The 15675-nt window shown below is 66.3% G+C and carries 19 protein-coding genes; 3 read left to right on the top strand and 16 right to left on the bottom strand.

Features of this window, described 5'->3' with window-relative positions; genetic code table 11:
• Nucleotides 1-7 precede the first annotated feature (7 nt).
• From rplO to rplN, 10 genes are read right to left on the bottom strand one after another with little or no spacing between them, the layout of a single operon-like run.
• Nucleotides 8-439, bottom strand: coding sequence for a 50S ribosomal protein L15 (gene rplO, locus AC1DXX_RS03035; RefSeq protein ID WP_435469131.1), 432 nt, complete (start codon nucleotides 437-439; stop codon nucleotides 8-10).
• Between the two features lie 11 nt (nucleotides 440-450).
• A complete protein-coding gene (gene rpmD, locus AC1DXX_RS03030) occupies nucleotides 451-636 on the bottom strand; it encodes a 50S ribosomal protein L30 (RefSeq protein ID WP_009124818.1) in 186 nt (61 codons plus the stop codon).
• A 26-nt stretch (nucleotides 637-662) separates the two neighbouring features.
• Nucleotides 663-1181, bottom strand: coding sequence for a 30S ribosomal protein S5 (gene rpsE / locus AC1DXX_RS03025; protein WP_124959016.1), 519 nt, complete (start codon nucleotides 1179-1181; stop codon nucleotides 663-665).
• 18 nt (nucleotides 1182-1199) lie between these two features.
• Nucleotides 1200-1565: a 50S ribosomal protein L18 gene (gene rplR, locus AC1DXX_RS03020; protein WP_081267539.1), complete on the bottom strand. Its 366-nt coding sequence runs from the start codon at nucleotides 1563-1565 to the stop codon at nucleotides 1200-1202.
• A gap of 14 nt (nucleotides 1566-1579) precedes the next feature.
• A complete protein-coding gene (rplF, locus tag AC1DXX_RS03015) occupies nucleotides 1580-2113 on the bottom strand; it encodes a 50S ribosomal protein L6 (RefSeq protein WP_028258412.1) in 534 nt (177 codons plus the stop codon).
• A gap of 24 nt (nucleotides 2114-2137) precedes the next feature.
• Entirely contained in the window at nucleotides 2138-2533 is a 396-nt protein-coding gene (rpsH, locus tag AC1DXX_RS03010) for a 30S ribosomal protein S8 (RefSeq protein WP_013544112.1), read from the bottom strand.
• 20 nt (nucleotides 2534-2553) lie between these two features.
• Complete coding sequence (gene rpsN, locus AC1DXX_RS03005; protein WP_478132681.1) at nucleotides 2554-2859, bottom strand: 30S ribosomal protein S14; 306 nt, start codon at nucleotides 2857-2859, stop codon at nucleotides 2554-2556.
• Nucleotides 2860-2867: 8 nt separating this feature from the next.
• Entirely contained in the window at nucleotides 2868-3407 is a 540-nt protein-coding gene (rplE, locus tag AC1DXX_RS03000; protein WP_013544114.1) for a 50S ribosomal protein L5, read from the bottom strand.
• A gap of 11 nt (nucleotides 3408-3418) precedes the next feature.
• Nucleotides 3419-3751, bottom strand: a complete 333-nt coding sequence (gene rplX / locus AC1DXX_RS02995; RefSeq protein WP_093242993.1) for a 50S ribosomal protein L24 — start codon at nucleotides 3749-3751, stop codon at nucleotides 3419-3421.
• Between the two features lie 12 nt (nucleotides 3752-3763).
• A complete protein-coding gene (gene rplN, locus AC1DXX_RS02990) occupies nucleotides 3764-4132 on the bottom strand; it encodes a 50S ribosomal protein L14 (protein WP_068630284.1) in 369 nt (122 codons plus the stop codon).
• Between the two features lie 251 nt (nucleotides 4133-4383).
• On the opposite strand from rplN, the gene AC1DXX_RS02985 reads away from it, so the two are divergent.
• Complete coding sequence (locus AC1DXX_RS02985; RefSeq protein WP_478132680.1) at nucleotides 4384-5517, top strand: esterase-like activity of phytase family protein; 1134 nt, start codon at nucleotides 4384-4386, stop codon at nucleotides 5515-5517.
• The gene (proC, locus tag AC1DXX_RS02980; protein WP_478132679.1) at nucleotides 5514-6371 is read left to right on the top strand and encodes a pyrroline-5-carboxylate reductase; all 858 of its coding nucleotides are present in this window, start codon (nucleotides 5514-5516) and stop codon (nucleotides 6369-6371) included. The genes AC1DXX_RS02985 and proC overlap by 4 nt, the downstream gene beginning before the upstream one ends.
• A 3-nt stretch (nucleotides 6372-6374) precedes the next feature.
• Here proC and AC1DXX_RS02975 read toward each other — a convergent pair whose 3' ends face one another.
• The 5 genes from AC1DXX_RS02975 to AC1DXX_RS02955 form a co-directional block, all read right to left on the bottom strand.
• Nucleotides 6375-6842, bottom strand: a complete 468-nt coding sequence (locus AC1DXX_RS02975; RefSeq protein WP_478132678.1) for a MaoC/PaaZ C-terminal domain-containing protein — start codon at nucleotides 6840-6842, stop codon at nucleotides 6375-6377.
• Nucleotides 6843-6853: 11 nt separating this feature from the next.
• Nucleotides 6854-7714, bottom strand: a complete 861-nt coding sequence (gene ubiA, locus AC1DXX_RS02970; RefSeq protein ID WP_478132677.1) for a 4-hydroxybenzoate octaprenyltransferase — start codon at nucleotides 7712-7714, stop codon at nucleotides 6854-6856.
• A gap of 82 nt (nucleotides 7715-7796) precedes the next feature.
• The gene (locus AC1DXX_RS02965) at nucleotides 7797-8378 is read right to left on the bottom strand and encodes a Dps family protein (RefSeq protein ID WP_478132676.1); all 582 of its coding nucleotides are present in this window, start codon (nucleotides 8376-8378) and stop codon (nucleotides 7797-7799) included.
• 135 nt (nucleotides 8379-8513) lie between these two features.
• Nucleotides 8514-9479, bottom strand: a complete 966-nt coding sequence (locus AC1DXX_RS02960) for a LysR substrate-binding domain-containing protein (RefSeq protein WP_478132675.1) — start codon at nucleotides 9477-9479, stop codon at nucleotides 8514-8516.
• A gap of 89 nt (nucleotides 9480-9568) precedes the next feature.
• Nucleotides 9569-12601 (bottom strand): autotransporter outer membrane beta-barrel domain-containing protein, encoded by a 3033-nt coding sequence (locus tag AC1DXX_RS02955; RefSeq protein WP_478132674.1) that lies wholly within the window; start codon nucleotides 12599-12601, stop codon nucleotides 9569-9571.
• A 309-nt stretch (nucleotides 12602-12910) separates the two neighbouring features.
• Here AC1DXX_RS02955 and AC1DXX_RS02950 point away from each other — a divergent pair, with 309 nt between their 5' ends.
• Nucleotides 12911-13543: a LysE family translocator gene (locus AC1DXX_RS02950; RefSeq protein WP_478132673.1), complete on the top strand. Its 633-nt coding sequence runs from the start codon at nucleotides 12911-12913 to the stop codon at nucleotides 13541-13543.
• 9 nt (nucleotides 13544-13552) lie between these two features.
• Here AC1DXX_RS02950 and recG read toward each other — a convergent pair whose 3' ends face one another.
• Entirely contained in the window at nucleotides 13553-15673 is a 2121-nt protein-coding gene (gene recG / locus AC1DXX_RS02945) for an ATP-dependent DNA helicase RecG (protein WP_478132672.1), read from the bottom strand.
• Nucleotides 15674-15675: the final 2 nt, after the last annotated feature.

Here is a 15675-nt window from a genome sequence, read left to right as displayed (position 1 = left end):
ATGGTGATCAGGCGATGCTGCCGCCGACTGCTTCGATCGCAGCCTTGGCACCAGCGGTTGCGCCCACGCCCGTCAGCTTGACGGCCTTGGTGAGTTCACCGGTCTTGACGATCTTGACGACCTTGGCGAGCTGGCCCACGAGGCCGGCTTGCTTGAGCGCCAGGACATCCACTTCGGCCAGGCCGAGCTGCTCGAGCGCAGTCAGCGTGACTTCGGCGTTGAACTTCAGCAGGTGCGACTTGAAACCACGCTTGGGCAGGCGACGTTGCAGCGGCATTTGGCCGCCTTCGAAACCAACCTTGTGGAAACCGCCTGCACGCGACTTCTGACCCTTGTGACCGCGACCTGCGGTCTTGCCGATGCCGGAGCCGATACCGCGGCCGACGCGACGCTTGGCGTGCTTGGCGCCATCCGCCGGCTTGATGCCATTGAGTTCCATATCAGTCTCTCTTACAGAACTTTGACCAGATAACTGATCTTGTTGATCATGCCGCGCACCGCCGGGGTGTCCTGCAGCTCGCTCACGCTGTTGAGCTTGCGCAGGCCGAGGCCACGCACGGTCGCGCGATGCGATTCCTTGGTGCCAATCGGGCTCTTGACCAATTGCACCTTGAGGGTTTGTTGTTGCGTCGTCATTTGAATGCTCTTCCGATTGCTTGCGCTCAGGCGAAGATTTCTTCGACGGTCAGGCCACGCTTGGCAGCCACTTCGGACGCGGTCGTCGAGTTCTTCAACCCGTCGAGCGTGGCGCGGACCATGTTGTAGGGGTTCGACGAACCATGGCTCTTGGCCACGATGTCGGTGATGCCCATGACTTCGAACACGGCGCGCATCGGGCCGCCGGCGATGATGCCGGTACCCTTCGGTGCCGGGATCATGACAACCGAAGCGGCGCCATGATGACCCGTCACGCGGTGGTGCAGCGTGCCGTTCTTGATCGAGATCTTGGCCAGGTTGCGGCGGGCTTCTTCCATCGCCTTTTGCACGGCTGCAGGCACTTCCTTCGACTTGCCCTTGCCCATGCCGACGCGGCCATCGCCGTCGCCCACGACGGTGAGTGCTGCGAAACCGAGGATACGACCACCCTTCACCACCTTGGTGACGCGGTTGATCGCGATCATCTTCTCGCGCAAACCGTCTTCAGGGCCTTCGTTCTGCGTTCTTGCTTGAATCTTTGCCATTTTGAATCTCGTGTCCGGTTAGAACTGCAGACCGGCTTCGCGAGCCGCCTCGGCCAGCGCCTTGACGCGGCCGTGGTACGCAAAACCTGCGCGGTCGAAGGCGACCTTCTCGACGCCGGCAGCCTTCGCCTTTTCAGCGATGCGCTTGCCGACGGCGGTGGCTGCAGCGGCGTTGCCGCCCTTGCCCGAACCGCCGAGCGAGGTACGCACTTCGGCTTCGGCCGTCGATGCGGTTGCAATCACCTTGGAGCCGTCGTCGGAGATGACGGTTGCATAGATGTGCAGGTTGGTGCGGTTCACCGTCAGACGGGCCACGCCCTGCGTCGCGATGCGAATGCGGGTCTGGCGCGAGCGGCGAAGGCGCTGTGCTTTTTTGGTCAACATCATTTTGCTGCCCCTTACTTCTTCTTGGTCTCTTTGATCACGATCTTCTCGTCCGAATAACGGATGCCCTTGCCCTTGTAAGGCTCAGGCGGACGAACAGCGCGGATCTCAGCGGCGATTTGACCAACGCGCTGACGGTCAGCACCCTTGATCACGATTTCGGTCGGGGTCGCGGTGGCCACCGTGATGCCTTGGGGCATCTCGATGTTGACCGGGTGCGAATAACCGACTTGCAGGTTCAACTTGTTGTTGGACGCTGCAGCCTTGTAGCCGACGCCGACCAGGTTGAGCTTCTTCTCGAAGCCCTTGGTCACGCCAACCACCATGTTGTTCACCAGCTGACGGATCGTGCCGCTCATCGCATTCGCTTCACGCGACTCGTTGGCGGGCTCGAAGTTCAGCTTGCCGTCATTGCTGACGACCTTGACCAGTGCATTGCGTGCGAGGTTGAGCGTGCCGCCCGTACCCTTGACGCTGATCTGGTCTTCCTTGATCGACACATCCACGCCTGCGGGGATGGTGATCGGCATTTTTCCTACTCGGGACATTTCAGTGACTCCTCGATGTCTCGGTTAGGCGACGTAGCACAGGACTTCGCCACCGACACCGGTAGCGCGCGCCTTGCGGTCGGTCATCACGCCCTGGGGGGTCGTGACGATCGCAACGCCGAGGCCGTTCTGGACTTGCGGAATGGAAGCACTGGCCTTGTAGACACGCAGGCCAGGGCGGCTCACGCGCTCGATGCGCTCGATGACCGGACGGCCAGCGTAGTACTTCAGGACGATTTCAAGTTCGCTCTTGCCGGCTTCGGTCTTGACCTGGAAGCCGTCGATGTAGCCCTCGTCCTTCAGGACTTGTGCGATCGCGATCTTCACCTTGGAAGACGGGACCGACACGGTGGGCTTCGCCACCATCTGCGCGTTACGGATACGCGTCAGCAGGTCGGCAATGGGATCACTCATGCTCATGTTGTTTGCTCCTGCCTGGCTTACCAGCTGGCCTTGGTGACACCGGGGATGTCGCCATTGAAAGCCAGTTCGCGGATCTTGGCGCGGGCCAGACCGAATTGACGGAAGGTGCCGCGCGGACGACCGGTGATTGCGCAACGGTTGCGCTGGCGCGTCGGGTTGGCGTTACGCGGAAGCTTTTGCAGGCCCAGGCGGGCAGCTGCGCGCTCTTCGTCGCTCTTCTTCACGTCGTTGGAAGTTGCCTTCAGTTCCGCGTGCTTCGCAGCGAACTTGGCAACCAGCTTGTCGCGCTTGAGTTCGCGCTGGATCAAAGATGCTTTAGCCACAGGTCACCTCAGTTCTTGAACGGGAAACGGAAGCCAGCGAGAAGCGCCTTGGCCTCTTCGTCGGTCTTGGCCGTCGTCGTGATGCTGATATTGAGACCGCGCAGGGCATCGACCTTGTCGTACTCGATCTCAGGGAAAATGATCTGTTCCTTGACGCCGATGTTGTAGTTGCCACGGCCGTCGAACGCACGGCCGGAGATGCCGCGGAAGTCGCGAACACGCGGCAGCGCGATGGTCACGAAACGGTCCAGGAACTCATACATCTGCACGCCACGCAGCGTGACCATGCAGCCGATCGGCTGGTTTTCGCGGATCTTGAAACCGGCGATAGCCTTCTTCGACTTGGTGACCACGGGCTTCTGGCCGGCGATCTTGGTCAGGTCGGCGACAGCGTTGTCGAGAACCTTCTTGTCGGCGACTGCTTCACCCACACCCATGTTGAGCGTGATCTTGGTGAGGCGCGGGACCTGCATCGGCGACTTGTAGCCGAACTTTTCCGTCAGGTCTTTCGCGATCTTTTCGCGATAGTGTTGTTGGAGACGTGCCATGTGAGTACCTCTTAGGCGAACTTGATTTCGTCGCCGCTGGACTTGAAGACGCGAACAGCCACGCGCTTGCCGTCAGCACCCTGGGTGATCTTGATGCCCACGCGATCGGCCTTGCCGGTCGCGGCATTGAAGATCGCCACGTTGGATTGGTGAATGGGCATGGACTTCTCGACGATGCCACCGGTCGTACCCTTGAGCGGGTTCGGCTTGGTGTGCTTCTTGACGAGGTTCAGGCCGTCGATGACGACGTGCGAGTCGTCCTTGCGGAGCGACACGGTGCCGCGCTTGCCCTTGTCACGACCGGCCAACACGATGACCTGGTCGCCTTTGCGAATCTTGTTCATGGCGTTGTGTCCTTACAGAACTTCGGGGGCCAGCGACACGATCTTCATGAACTTTTCGGTGCGCAGCTCGCGCGTCACCGGTCCGAAGATGCGGGTGCCGATAGGCTCCAGCTTGGCGTTGAGCAACACTGCTGCGTTGCCGTCGAATTTGACGAGCGAGCCGTCGGCGCGACGGATGCCCTTGGCGGTGCGAACCACCACTGCGCTGTAGATCTCGCCCTTCTTGACGCGACCACGCGGAGCGCATTCCTTGATGCTGACCTTGATGACGTCACCCACGCTGGCGTAACGCCGCTTGGAGCCACCGAGCACCTTGATACACAGGACGGATTTCGCGCCCGTGTTGTCGGCCACTTCGAGCCGGGATTCAGTTTGGATCATTTCTTGATATTCCCAACTTGTACCGATGTGCCTCCAGGAGGGAGACACCGCGGTCAGTCTTGGGCCCGTCGTCCGCACCTCGAACCACTCGAGGCACTTCCGCTTTGGGCTGAAAGCTTCGCCTTTTAGAAGCGAAGCCCGCGATTGTTGCACGCTGTTTGGGCGATGTCAACTGCCTCATTACACCGCAACGCGCTGCCACTAGACTCTGCGGCGTGCACGCCACTGCCAAACCCCTCCAGCCGCCTTCGTTGCCCACGCGCCGTCGCCTGCTCGCCGGCGCGGCTGGGGCCCTGGCGTTGGGCCTTGGCGGCTGCCAAAGCGCGGCGCCCATTCCGGATACCGGCCGCCTGCGGCGCATCGGGGAGGCGCGCTGGGCGCACCGACGTCATATAGAAGGCACCACCGCCGGGGGCCTCTCCGGCATCGACTACGACATCGTCCGAGGTGAGTACCTGCTTATCAGCGATGACCGGTCAGACATGGCTCCTGTCCGGTTCTACACCGCCCGCTGGCCCCGGCCGGAGGCGGCTCCACCGGAGCCGACAGGCGTTGTGCAGCTGCAACGCCCTGGCGGCGGCCCCTGGCCCGACCGGCGCCATGCAGCGAGCGGGCTCCCGGTTCCGGACCCCGAAGCCCTGCGGCTGCGCCTGGCCACCGACACCCTGCTCTGGGCCAGCGAGGGCGACATCGCCCGCGGTTTCGGCCCCGCACTGTACGAATCGGCGCGCGACGGCCGATTTCTGCGTGAATTCGCCCTGCCTGCGATGTTCACCCCCGACCCGGCCCGGCGCCGCGGCCCCCGCGACAACCTGACGTTCGAGGGCATCGCCCTCACGCCCGACGGTCGTTTCGCGTGGTTGTCCATGGAAAACGCCCTGATCCAGGACGGCCCCGTTCCCACCACCGGCGCACCCGGCGGCCCCTGCCGCTTCACCCAGGTCGACCTGGAAGCCAGCCAGGTCGTGCGGCAGATCGCCTACGTGCCCGACGCCATCCCGTTGCGCCCCCTGATTCCCGGCAGCTTCGCCGACAACGGCGTGAGCGAGGTGCTGATGCTCGATGCCCACCGCATGCTGGTGCTGGAGCGCGCCTATGCCACCGGCGCCGGCAATTCGCTGCGCCTTTATGAAATCGACACCCGCGCCGCCAGCGACGTGCTCGCCATCGATGCGCTGGCGCCGGGCAACCACCAGCCCGTCGCCAAGACGCTGGTGGCGGACTTCGCCACGCTCGGCCTGTCCCGCCTCGACAACACCGAGGGCATGTGCTGGGGGCCGCCGCTGCCCAACGGCAACCGCATGCTGGTGGTCGTGAGCGACGACAATTTCAATCCGCTGCAAGTGACCCAGTTCGCCGCCTTCGAATACATCGACCGACCATGACCATCGCCGTGACCTTCCTGCCCCGCACCACCCCCGCGCCGCTGCCGCCCATCGCCTTCATCGGCGGCGGCAACATGGCGAGCGCCATCATCGGCGGACTGATCCAGCAAGGCACCCCGGCCGATGCGTTCGAGGTGGTCGAGCCCTTCGAGGCGGCCCGCACGAAGCTGGCGCAGTCCTTCGGCATCACGGCCCAGGCCGAAGCCAGCGAGGCCCTGTCGCGCTGCGCCGTCGTGGTGTGGGCCGTCAAGCCCCAGACCTTCGCGGAAGCCGCCAGGCCCGTGCGCGCCTTTGCCTCGAACGCATTGCACCTGAGCGTGGCGGCCGGCATTCCCTCCGACAGCATCGCCCGCTGGCTCGGCAGCGAACGCGTGGTGCGCGCCATGCCCAACACGCCGGCACTGGTCGGCCAGGGCATGACCGGCCTGTTCGCACGGCCTGGCGTCAGCGGGGCCGACAAGGCGCTGGTCGGGCAGTTGCTGACCCCCACCGGCGAACTGCTCTGGGTCGATGCCGAACCTGCGCTGGACGCGGTGACCGCCATGTCCGGCTCGGGCCCGGCCTACGTGTTCTATTTCATCGAGGCGATGACCGAAGCCGGCGTCGAGATGGGCCTGACGCCCGAGCAGGCCCAGCGGCTGGCCATCGGCACCTTCACCGGCGCCTCGGCGCTGGCGCACAGCGCGACCGAGCCGCCCTCGGTGCTGCGCGAACGCGTGACCTCCAAGGGTGGCACCACCTACGCGGCGATCACCTCACTCGAAGGCGCGGACGTCAAGGCACAGTTCAAGACCGCCATTCGCGCGGCGCAGAAGCGTGCCGCCGAACTGGGCGAGGAATTCGGCCGCGCCTGACCTTCAGGCCGCCAGTGCGCGCGGCCCGAGGAAGAACAACCACTCGGCCGCCAGCGTGACGGTGCCGTCCTCGAGCTCGAGCAGCACCTCTTCCTTCAGCAGAAAGCTGTCGCCGGGCTTGGGCGTCACCTCGAGGATGCGCACACGCGCCCGGAAACGCGCGCCGACCGGCATCGGCCTGACGAAGCGCAGGCGGTCGAATCCATAGTTCAACGCGTGGTTCGTATCGAAGGGCAGCAGCGTCCGCATGGCCTCGCCGGTCAGCCGGATCAGGTGCGACACCTGGAAGAAGCCCGGCACGATCGTTCCGCCGTAGTTCGCCTCGCGTGCGGCGCGCTCCGGATCGAGGTGGATCCACTCGCCTTCGCCGTCGCCCGACAGCGCCGCGTACCGGTCGACCATCTCCTGCGTGATGAGATGCCATCCGGACAGGCCTTCCTGGCCGATCTTCTGCGTCAGGCGGTCGAGCATGTGCGTCCTGTCTAGCGAATGGCGTAGCCGGCCACGATGCCGGCGAACACCGCGAAGCCGAGCCAGTGGTTCAGCCGGAAAGCCTTGAAGCAGCCGTCGCGCGTGCGCTCGCGGATCAGCCGCCAGTGCCAGACCGCCTGTCCCGCGGCCGCGGCGATCCCCGCGAAGAACAGGACACCCAGCGACCGGCTCGCACCGGCCCAGGTCCAGACCGCCAGGAAGATCGCGTAGCTCAGCATCACCGCCGCCACGTCGAAGCGGCCGAAGGTGATGGCCGAGGTCTTCATGCCGATCTTGAGGTCGTCGTCGCGGTCGACCATCGCGTACTCGGTGTCGTAGGCCAGCACCCAGAACAGGTTGCCGGCAAGCAGCCAGGCGGCGAACGCCGGCACGGTGGACTGCACCGCCGCAAAGGCCATCGGGATGCCGAAGCTGAAGGCGATGCCCAGCACCGCCTGCGGGATCGACACGAAGCGCTTGGCGAACGGGTAGATCAGCGTGATGGCCAGCGCCACGAACGACCAGAGCACCGTCACGCGGTTGGTGGTGAGCACCAGCCCGAAGGCCGCCAGCGCCAGCACGGCACCGAGCGCGAGCGCTTCCTTGACCGACATCGCGCCGCTGGTCACCGGCCGCTGGGCGGTGCGCTTCACATGGCGGTCGAAATCGCGGTCGGCCACGTCGTTGACGCAGCAGCCCGCGCTGCGCATCAGGAAGGTGCCGAGCGTGAACACCACGACCAGGTGCCAGCCCGGCCAGCCGTCGGCCGCGAACCAGAGCGCGCCCAGCGTGGGCCAGAGCAGCAGCAGCCAGCCCGCAGGGCGGTTCCAGCGGATCAGGTCGAGGTAGAGCGCAAAACGGCGGGCAAGCATGCGGCAGGCAAGACAGGCAAAAAAAGAGCGGCCATTGTGCCGCTCTCCGATTCGCCCCCTGAACCCGGGGATGCGAACGAGTTCAGTCCTCGAGCAGCGAGCGCAGCATCCAGGCGGTCTGGTCGTGCACCGTGCAGCGGGCGGTCAGCATGTCGGCGGTCGGGTCGTCGCCGGCTTCCTGGGCCACGGGAATGAACTCGCGCGCGATGCGCGACACCGTTTCGTGGCCCTTGACCAGGATGCGCACCATCTCCATCGCCTTGGGCGGGTTCTGCGGCACGTCGGGCACGGTGGCGATCTTGCTGAACTCGGCATACGAACCCGGCGCGTAGTGGCCGAGGGCGCGAATGCGTTCTGCGAGTATGTCGGTCGAGCCCCAGAGTTCGGTGTACTGGGTCATGAACATCGCATGCAGCGAGTTGAAGTGCGGACCCGTCACGTTCCAGTGGAAGTTGTGCGTCGTGAGGTAGAGCGTGTAGGTGTCGGCCAGCACGCGGCTCAGGCCTTCGGCGATGGTCGCGCGGTCCTGGCGCTCGATGCCGATGTTGATGATCGGCGCATTGCGGCTGCCGGACTCCTGCGCGACGATCGCGCCGCCCTTCTTGGGCACCTTGCCCGAGGAGGGGGCCGACGCCGGCTTGGTTTTCTTTGGAGCTTTGGCCATGGCGAAAGGGTCTTTCTTCAAGTTGGGAGGAACACCGCAATTCTCGAAGCCGGCGCGCGGGTTCGCAACAGCGTCACTCTATCCCAGCGATCAACGATTCAAAACAGCCGGCACGTAGGCCAACGTCGCAAATCGCTAGGAAAGGCGTTTGACGCCCGGCAGCTCGCAGGCATAGATCGCATTGCGCAACGCGGCGATGGCTTCGTAGCGCGTGAAGGTGCGCCGCCATGCCAGCACCACGCGCCGCGTGGGCGGGTCGCGGTCGTGCGCATCGCGCACCGGCAGGTAGCGCACCATCTGCTCGGGCTCCTTGCGTCCCTTGACCTTGGGCTTGAGCGCCTCGGCCGGCACCGACAGGCGCGGCACCAGCGTCACGCCCATGCCCGAGGCCACCATGTGCTTGATGGTTTCGAGCGACGAGCCCTCGAAACTCTTGCGGATGCCTTCGGCATTGCTGGAAAAGCGCGCGAACTCGGGGCACACCTCGAGCACGTGGTCGCGGAAGCAATGGCCCGTACCGAGCAGCAGCATGGTTTCGTTCTGCAACTCGTCCGAGGTGATCGATTCGCGGTCGGYGAACTTGTGCTTCGTGGGCAGCGCCGCCATGAAGGGTTCGTCGTAGAGCGGCGCCATCGCGAGGCCGGTGTCGGGAAAGGGCTCGGCCATGATCGCGCAGTCGATCTCGCCCGCGCGCAGCATCTCGAGCAGCTTGGCGGTGAAGTTCTCCTGCAGCACCAGCGGCATCTGCGGCGTGCGCGCGATCACCTGGCGCACCAGGTCGGGCAGCAGGTAGGGGCCGATGGTGTAGATCACGCCGAGGTTCAGCGGGCCGGCCAGCGGGTCCTTGCCGCGCTTGGCGATTTCCTTGATGCTGGCGGCCTGGTCGAGCACGCTTTGCGCCTGCTGCACGATCTGCTCGCCGAGCGGCGTGACGGTCACTTCGCCGGCACTGCGCTCGAAGAGCTTGACTTCGAGCTCGTCTTCGAGCTTCTTGATGGCCACCGAGAGGGTCGGTTGGGAAACGTAGCAGGCCTCGGCCGCCTTGCCGAAGTGCCGTTCGCGGGCTACTGCGACGATGTATTTGAGTTCGGTGAGAGTCATAGCTTGCGTCAATTATGCGCAAGCCTCCGTGACCCGGTGTTGTCAGGGGTCGATGCACGCCACCCTGCCCCGGCCGGCCGGCCGCTCTTTCACCACTTCACGCGCATGCCCAGGCTGCCGTTGATGTTGCTCTTGACGCGCGCATTGCCGCCCGAGGCGAACAGCTTGCCCGCTTCCGCGTACAGGCTGGTTCGCTCGCCAATGGCCAAGGTGGCGCCGGCAGCGAGTTCGGTGCTGGTGCCGCCGGTGCGGGTGCCGATGTCGGTCCAGCCTGCAGGGCCGATGAAGCGCGCCGTGTCCGTGCCCCCCGCAGTCCGGTAGACGTTCAGCCGTGCATACGGCTGCAGCAGGCCCGCCGCGGTGGCCAGTTGCCCCTTGAGCCGCAACCCTGCGCGCACCGTCCAGCCGCTGTCGCCCTCCTGGGATACGCGGGCACCGACGATGTTCACGTCGTCCAGCTTCAGGCGCTGGTGCACCAGTTGCAGCTGCGGCTCGATCTGCCAGTTGCCGCCCAGTGCAAAGCTCTGGCCGGCCTCCAGCGACAGCAGCGTGCTGCGGCCCTTGCCCGACGCGGATGGCGAGCTGTCGAAGGGGCTCGCCGTGTAGCGGTGGCGGCCGCCCTGCAGCACGGCGTCGGCGTAGAACCCGGTGTCGTTCGTGAAGGTGCCGTACGCGCCGAGGTAGTCGCTGCGCAGGTCGTTGCTGCCGACGACGATATCGAACACGCCGCGCGCGAAGCCGCTGGTCCGGACATCGCCTTCGAGCCGGCCGACATAGACGCCGGCGCGCCAGTTGCGGTCGGCCCAGAGGTCGGTGCCGGCCTGCAGGCCGGTGGCGCGCCCTTCGCTCTTCGGACTCACGGTGCCGCCCTGGCGGACGTTGAAGTTCGTGCTGATGACGCGCCCCCAGGCACTGCGCCGGGGGCCATCGGGCGCATCGCCCGCATCGTTGCGGCCGACCCTGGCATCGTCGTCGCCCATGCGCACACGCGAGCTGCCCAGCATGGCGAGGTTGCCCTGGCGCAGTTGCTCGGGCAGCGCGGCGAGCATCGGGACCTCCGAGCGGTAGGCGGGGAGTTGCGATCCTGCGAATTGCACCGCTGACCGCAGATACCAGTTCTCGCCAGCGCCATTGGCATCGGCCGCATGCAGGCGGTACTCGTAGGCGCCCGCATCCACATGGCCGCCCGCGAGCGCAAAGGCATCCTTGGTGCTCTGCGCCGTTGTCCTGGCACCGTTGAGCGCGCTGACGAGTTCGATGCCGCTGCCGGTGGTCAGGGCGCCGAGACTGCCGAGGCTGGCGACCTGCAGCGTGGTTCGGCCGCTGGCGCTCGCGCCGGCGCCGTCGAGCACGAGCCGGTCGCTGGCGCCGGGTGCGACGCCAAGGCGCAAGGTGCCGTTGTTGCCCACGTAGGCGCCGGTGACGGTGAGCGTCGTCCCCGGCACGATGCCGGCCAGGGAGACGACGCCGCCGTTCGCGAGCGAGGGCAGCTTCTGGCTGAAGCCGGCAAGGTCGAGCGTGCCGCCCGTGCCCACGCTGTGGGCCGAGGCGCCGCTGAAGGCATTGGCCGCACCGGCCCTGAGCGTTCCGCCGTTGACGGCGGTGCTGCCCGTGTAGGTGTTCTGGCCGCTCAAGGTCAGCGTGCCGGCACCGAGCTTTTCCAGGCTGCCTTCATAGACCCGCGTGCTGCGCGCTGCCTCGCGGGCCACGCCGGTGGCGTATTCGCTCCTGTCCGGGTCGCTGGCGCCGGCAGGCAGGCCCGCGGTCCAGCCCCGGGCCTGCTTGGTCGTGTTCCAGGCAACGGCTTCGTCGGCATCCTCCGCTCTGCGGGCCCTGATGGCGACATCGGAGATGTCGTTCGACCATGTGTCGTTCTGGCCTTGCGTGTTGACGGCGAAGGGCCCGACGAGCTGGCCGGGCCCGTTCATCGCGCGCCGGAGACTGGGCGTGCCCCAGCCGTTGACGACATCGGGCACCTTGACCTGCCGGCCCGCCTCGGGGTTGGCAACCGTGGCCGTCCCGCTCGAATCCATGATCGTGGCGTTCTGCGTCGCGGTGGTCTTCAGCACGGTGAGCACTTGCTCGTTGGTCATGTAGCTGAAGCGCTCCATGATCAGTGCGAGCGCACCCGACGCATGCGGCGCGGCCATCGACGTTCCCGACAGGGACGCATAGCCGCCCGCCAGCACGGTGCCGTTGATGGCCACGCCCGGCGCCGTGACGCAAGACCACTTCGCCACGCCGCACTTGTTGTAGCGCTGCGTGCCGGGAACGTCGATGGAGCCGTCGGCATTGAAGGTCTGCCCCAGGACGCTCAGCGCGGAGACGGCGAGCCAGTTGGATTCGAGCTTGGGATCGAAGTACGGTGCGGCGGCGCGCGGGCTAGGATTGAGCCAGCCGCCATTGCCCGCGCTGAACACCATCAGCGTGCCCGTCTTCGCGGCGTCGAACGCGCCCTGTATCCAGGTGTTGTTGGCGACGTAGTAGCCGTTGGCTGTGTGCAGCTGTGCGAGGGTGTTGTATTGCTCGCCGGCCGGCGGACTGCCCCAGCTGGTGCTGATGATGCGCACGCCCTGTGCATTCGCCTGCCGGTAGGCATTGGCAATGTGCACGTCGTCGACCGTGATGGTGGCCGACTGACCGGGTGTCGGCCGGCCGAAGTTGGCGCCGTCGGTCTTGGCCGTGTTGGCGACGTAGAGGTCCGCATTGAAGGCCACGCCATGCATGTTTTCCGCGGCGCCGCCGCCGTCGCGGCTGGCGGCGATGGTGCCGCCGACGTGCGTGCCGTGACGGTCGTTGTAGGTGCCGTTGTAGGCGCCGGGAATGGCCCCCACCGGCACACCGTGATAGCGTGAGATCGGGAACTCGGGGTGCGAAGCGTCGTAGCCCGAATCGACCTCGCCGATCTTGATTCCCGCGCCGCTGACACCCGCCGCGTAGGCGTATTCGGTGCCCATCGCGATCAGGCCCCAGTCGCGCATGAACTCCGCAGTGCGCCAGCTGGCCGGCGAACCGATCATTCCGGGGTCTCCCGCATAGGTCTGAATGGCCCATGCCTGGTGCGTTGCCAGGCCAGCCACCGCCATGGCGAGCGCGAGTTTTTTCATCCTCTTCGAAGTCATTGCGACTTTCCTCCGTGCAGTGTGTTGTTTGAATATTCAGAGCGCGAATCGCTGCCGAACGCGCGCAAGACACGGGCCAGTAGCGAAAAAGTCTGAAGAAAGATGCGGCGTCGCGCAGCCATCGAAAGCCGCGCGGAAAAGCATCGCGGGGCAGTCTAGGAAACAAGTCGCACTACAAGAACCCCGCGTAAACACTGTGGCGCTAATGCAGCGTTGTTGCATCTGCAGGCTTTCGTCGTACACATCGCGGGCGCTGCGGATAATGGCGAACCTTCGTCATCGTCGTTATCTACGTAGCAGGATGTCACCATGAGCTTGTCCACCTACCTGTTGTTTCTTCCGGCCTGCTTTGCCATCAACATGGCGTTCGGCCCCAACAACCTGCTGTCGGTCACCAACGGTGCCCGGCACGGCGTCTCGCCCGCGGTGATCGCGGCCAGCGGCCGCCTCGTGGCCTTCGCACTCATGATTGCCGTGGCGGGCCTGGGCATGGGCGCGGTGCTGGTGGCGTCGGAGCTGGCCTTCGATGTCATCAAGTACATCGGCGCCGCCTACCTGGTGTGGATCGGCATCCGCCTGCTGCGCGCACCGGCGCCGGAGGCCGACGTGCCATCGCGCGACACCGCTGCGCCGCCCTCGCTGCGTGCACTCGCGCGGCAGGAGTTCACCGTGGCCGCGGGCAATCCGAAGGCCATCCTGGTGTTCACCGCGTTCTTCCCGCAGTTCGTGGTGCCCGGTGCCTACGCCTCCAGCTATGTGCTGCTCGGCGCGACCTTCCTGGTGTTCGAACTGGTCGCGATCGCGCTCTATGCGCTGCTGGGCGCGCGCATGCGCCGGCTGGCGAATGGCAGCCGCGCGATGCGCTGGTTCAACAAGGTGAGCGGCAGCATGATGGTCGGCTTCGGACTGCTGCTGGCCCTCACGCGTCGCCCCACGGCCTGAGGCGGCGCTTCAGGCTTTCAGGTACTCGGCCTTGGTGCCGAGCCAGCGGTCGATGTGGCGCTGGGCCAGCTCGGCGTGCTTCTGGAGCATCACCGGCGCGAGTTCGCGCGCCCAGTCGAGCAGCAGCGTGTCGGTGGTGAGGTCGGCGAAGCGCAGCAGCGGCGCGCCCGACTGGCGGGCGCCGAGGAATTCGCCGGGGCCGCGGATTTCGAGGTCGCGCCGCGCGATCTCGAAGCCATCGCCCGTTTCGGCCATCGCCTTGAGCCGCGCGCGCGCGGCCTCGCCCACGCGGCCGCTGTCGCCCGGCGCATAGAGCAGCACGCAAGCCGAGGCTGCGGCGCCGCGGCCGACGCGGCCTCGCAGCTGGTGCAATTGAGAAAGCCCGAAGCGCTCCGCATGCTCGATCACCATCAGCGAAGCATTCGGCACATCGACGCCCACCTCGATCACCGTGGTGCTCACCAGCACCTGGATCTCGTTGGCCGTGAAGGCCGCCATCACGGCCTGCTTCTCGGCCGTGGGCATGCGCGAATGCAGCAGCCCGACGTTGACGGCCGGGCCCAGCGAATCGGCCAGCTCGTCGCGCGTCTCGGTGGCGTTGCGCAGATCGACCGCTTCGCTCTCTTCGATCAGCGGGCAGACCCAGTAGACCTGCCGCCCCTGCTCGACCTGCGCCTGGATGCGATCGATCACCTCGTCGCGCCGGTGGTCGGCCACCAGCTTGGTGACGATGGGCGTGCGGCCCGGGGGCAGTTCGTCGAGCGTGGAGACGTCGAGGTCGGCGTAATAGCTCATCGCCAGCGTGCGCGGGATCGGCGTGGCACTCATCATCAGCAGATGCGGCTCGAGATGGCCAACGGCCTTGCCGCGCAACGCAAGGCGCTGCGCGACGCCGAAGCGATGCTGCTCGTCGATGATCGCGAGCGCCAGGTTCTTGAAGCGCACCTTCTCCGAAATGACGGCGTGGGTGCCGATGACGAGCGCGGCTTCGCCGCTCTCGACCGCAGCCGACATCGCGTCGCGCTCCTTCTTCTTCTGGCTGCCCGTGAGCCAGGCCACGCGCAGGCCGCGTTCGGCAAGCAGCGGATCGAGCCAGCCGACCAGCTTGCCGAAGTGCTGGGCTGCGAGGATTTCGGTCGGCGCCATCAGCGCGCACTGAAAACCCGCGTCGATGGCCCGTGCGGCTGCAAGCGCCGCCACCACCGTCTTGCCCGAACCCACGTCGCCCTGCAGCAACCGGTGCATCGGGATCTCGCGGCCGAGATCGCGCGTGATCTCCTCACCCACGCGCTGCTGCGCGCCGGTGAGGCCGAAGGGCAGCACGGCAAGCAGCTGCGCATGCAGCGAACTCGCCACGGACGCGGGCGACGAAGGCAGCATCGGCGCACGTTGGGCCGCACGCTCCAGCCGGGCCTGCAGCTGGGACAGCTGCTGCGCGAGCAGTTCCTCGGCCTTGATCCGCTGCCAGGCCGGATGGCTGTGGTCTTCGAGCGTCGCCATCGCCACGTCGGGCGTGGGGTAGTGCAGGAAGGTGAGCGAGCTGCGCAGGTCCCACGCGCCGCGCAGTCCGATCTGCACGGGAATCGTCTCGTCGAGCGCCGCGCGCGCCAGGCCCGAGCGCACCTCGCGCCGCAGCACCGGCTGTGCAAGGCCTGCCACGGTCGAGTAGACCGGCGTGAGCGCCTCGGGCAGTGCCGTGCCCGCGGCCTTGACCGTGGGATGCATGATCTGCCGCCCCACGAAACCGCCGCGCACCTCGCCCCGCACGCGCACCCGCGCGCCGACCGCGAGCTGCTTGTGCTGCGACGGATAGAAATTGAAGAAGCGCAGCTGGCAGGTGTCGCTGCCATCGTCGATGGTCGCAATCAGCTGGCGGCGCGGGCGGAACACCACCTCGGATTCGGTCACCACGCCTTCGACCTGCGCCATGTCTCCGTCGCGCGTGTCGGCCAGCCGCACGATGCGCGTCTCGTCTTCGTAGCGCATCGGCAGGTAGAGCGCGAAGTCGATGTCGCGCGAGAGGCCGAGCTTGCGCAGCGCGCGCTGCACGAGGCTCAGGCCGGCGCCGGGCGGCTGCGCCGGCGTTGCTGCGGTGGCTGCGGGTGGGGACGGTGCTTTCTTGGCTGGCACGG

The organism is Variovorax sp. P4_B10 (assembly GCF_056402375.1).
This window is presented reverse-complemented; position numbering and strand designations above follow the sequence as displayed.

What these genes read in the sequence shown, in the direction of transcription:
- rpsE (WP_124959016.1), bottom strand. Translation starts at nt 1,181, where the DNA reads ATGGCAAAGATTCAAGCAAGAACGCAGAACGAAGGCCCTGAAGACGGT.
- rplR (WP_081267539.1), bottom strand. Translation starts at nt 1,565, where the DNA reads ATGTTGACCAAAAAAGCACAGCGCCTTCGCCGCTCGCGCCAGACCCGC.
- rplN (WP_068630284.1), bottom strand. Translation starts at nt 4,132, where the DNA reads ATGATCCAAACTGAATCCCGGCTCGAAGTGGCCGACAACACGGGCGCG.
- rplF (WP_028258412.1), bottom strand. Translation starts at nt 2,113, where the DNA reads ATGTCCCGAGTAGGAAAAATGCCGATCACCATCCCCGCAGGCGTGGAT.
- AC1DXX_RS02950 (WP_478132673.1), top strand. Translation starts at nt 12,911, where the DNA reads ATGAGCTTGTCCACCTACCTGTTGTTTCTTCCGGCCTGCTTTGCCATC.
- AC1DXX_RS02955 (WP_478132674.1), bottom strand. Translation starts at nt 12,601, where the DNA reads ATGACTTCGAAGAGGATGAAAAAACTCGCGCTCGCCATGGCGGTGGCT.
- AC1DXX_RS02965 (WP_478132676.1), bottom strand. Translation starts at nt 8,378, where the DNA reads ATGGCCAAAGCTCCAAAGAAAACCAAGCCGGCGTCGGCCCCCTCCTCG.
- rplO (WP_435469131.1), bottom strand. Translation starts at nt 439, where the DNA reads ATGGAACTCAATGGCATCAAGCCGGCGGATGGCGCCAAGCACGCCAAG.
- rpmD (WP_009124818.1), bottom strand. Translation starts at nt 636, where the DNA reads ATGACGACGCAACAACAAACCCTCAAGGTGCAATTGGTCAAGAGCCCG.
- ubiA (WP_478132677.1), bottom strand. Translation starts at nt 7,714, where the DNA reads ATGCTTGCCCGCCGTTTTGCGCTCTACCTCGACCTGATCCGCTGGAAC.
- rplE (WP_013544114.1), bottom strand. Translation starts at nt 3,407, where the DNA reads ATGGCACGTCTCCAACAACACTATCGCGAAAAGATCGCGAAAGACCTG.
- rpsH (WP_013544112.1), bottom strand. Translation starts at nt 2,533, where the DNA reads ATGAGCATGAGTGATCCCATTGCCGACCTGCTGACGCGTATCCGTAAC.
- rplX (WP_093242993.1), bottom strand. Translation starts at nt 3,751, where the DNA reads ATGAACAAGATTCGCAAAGGCGACCAGGTCATCGTGTTGGCCGGTCGT.
- AC1DXX_RS02975 (WP_478132678.1), bottom strand. Translation starts at nt 6,842, where the DNA reads ATGCTCGACCGCCTGACGCAGAAGATCGGCCAGGAAGGCCTGTCCGGA.
- proC (WP_478132679.1), top strand. Translation starts at nt 5,514, where the DNA reads ATGACCATCGCCGTGACCTTCCTGCCCCGCACCACCCCCGCGCCGCTG.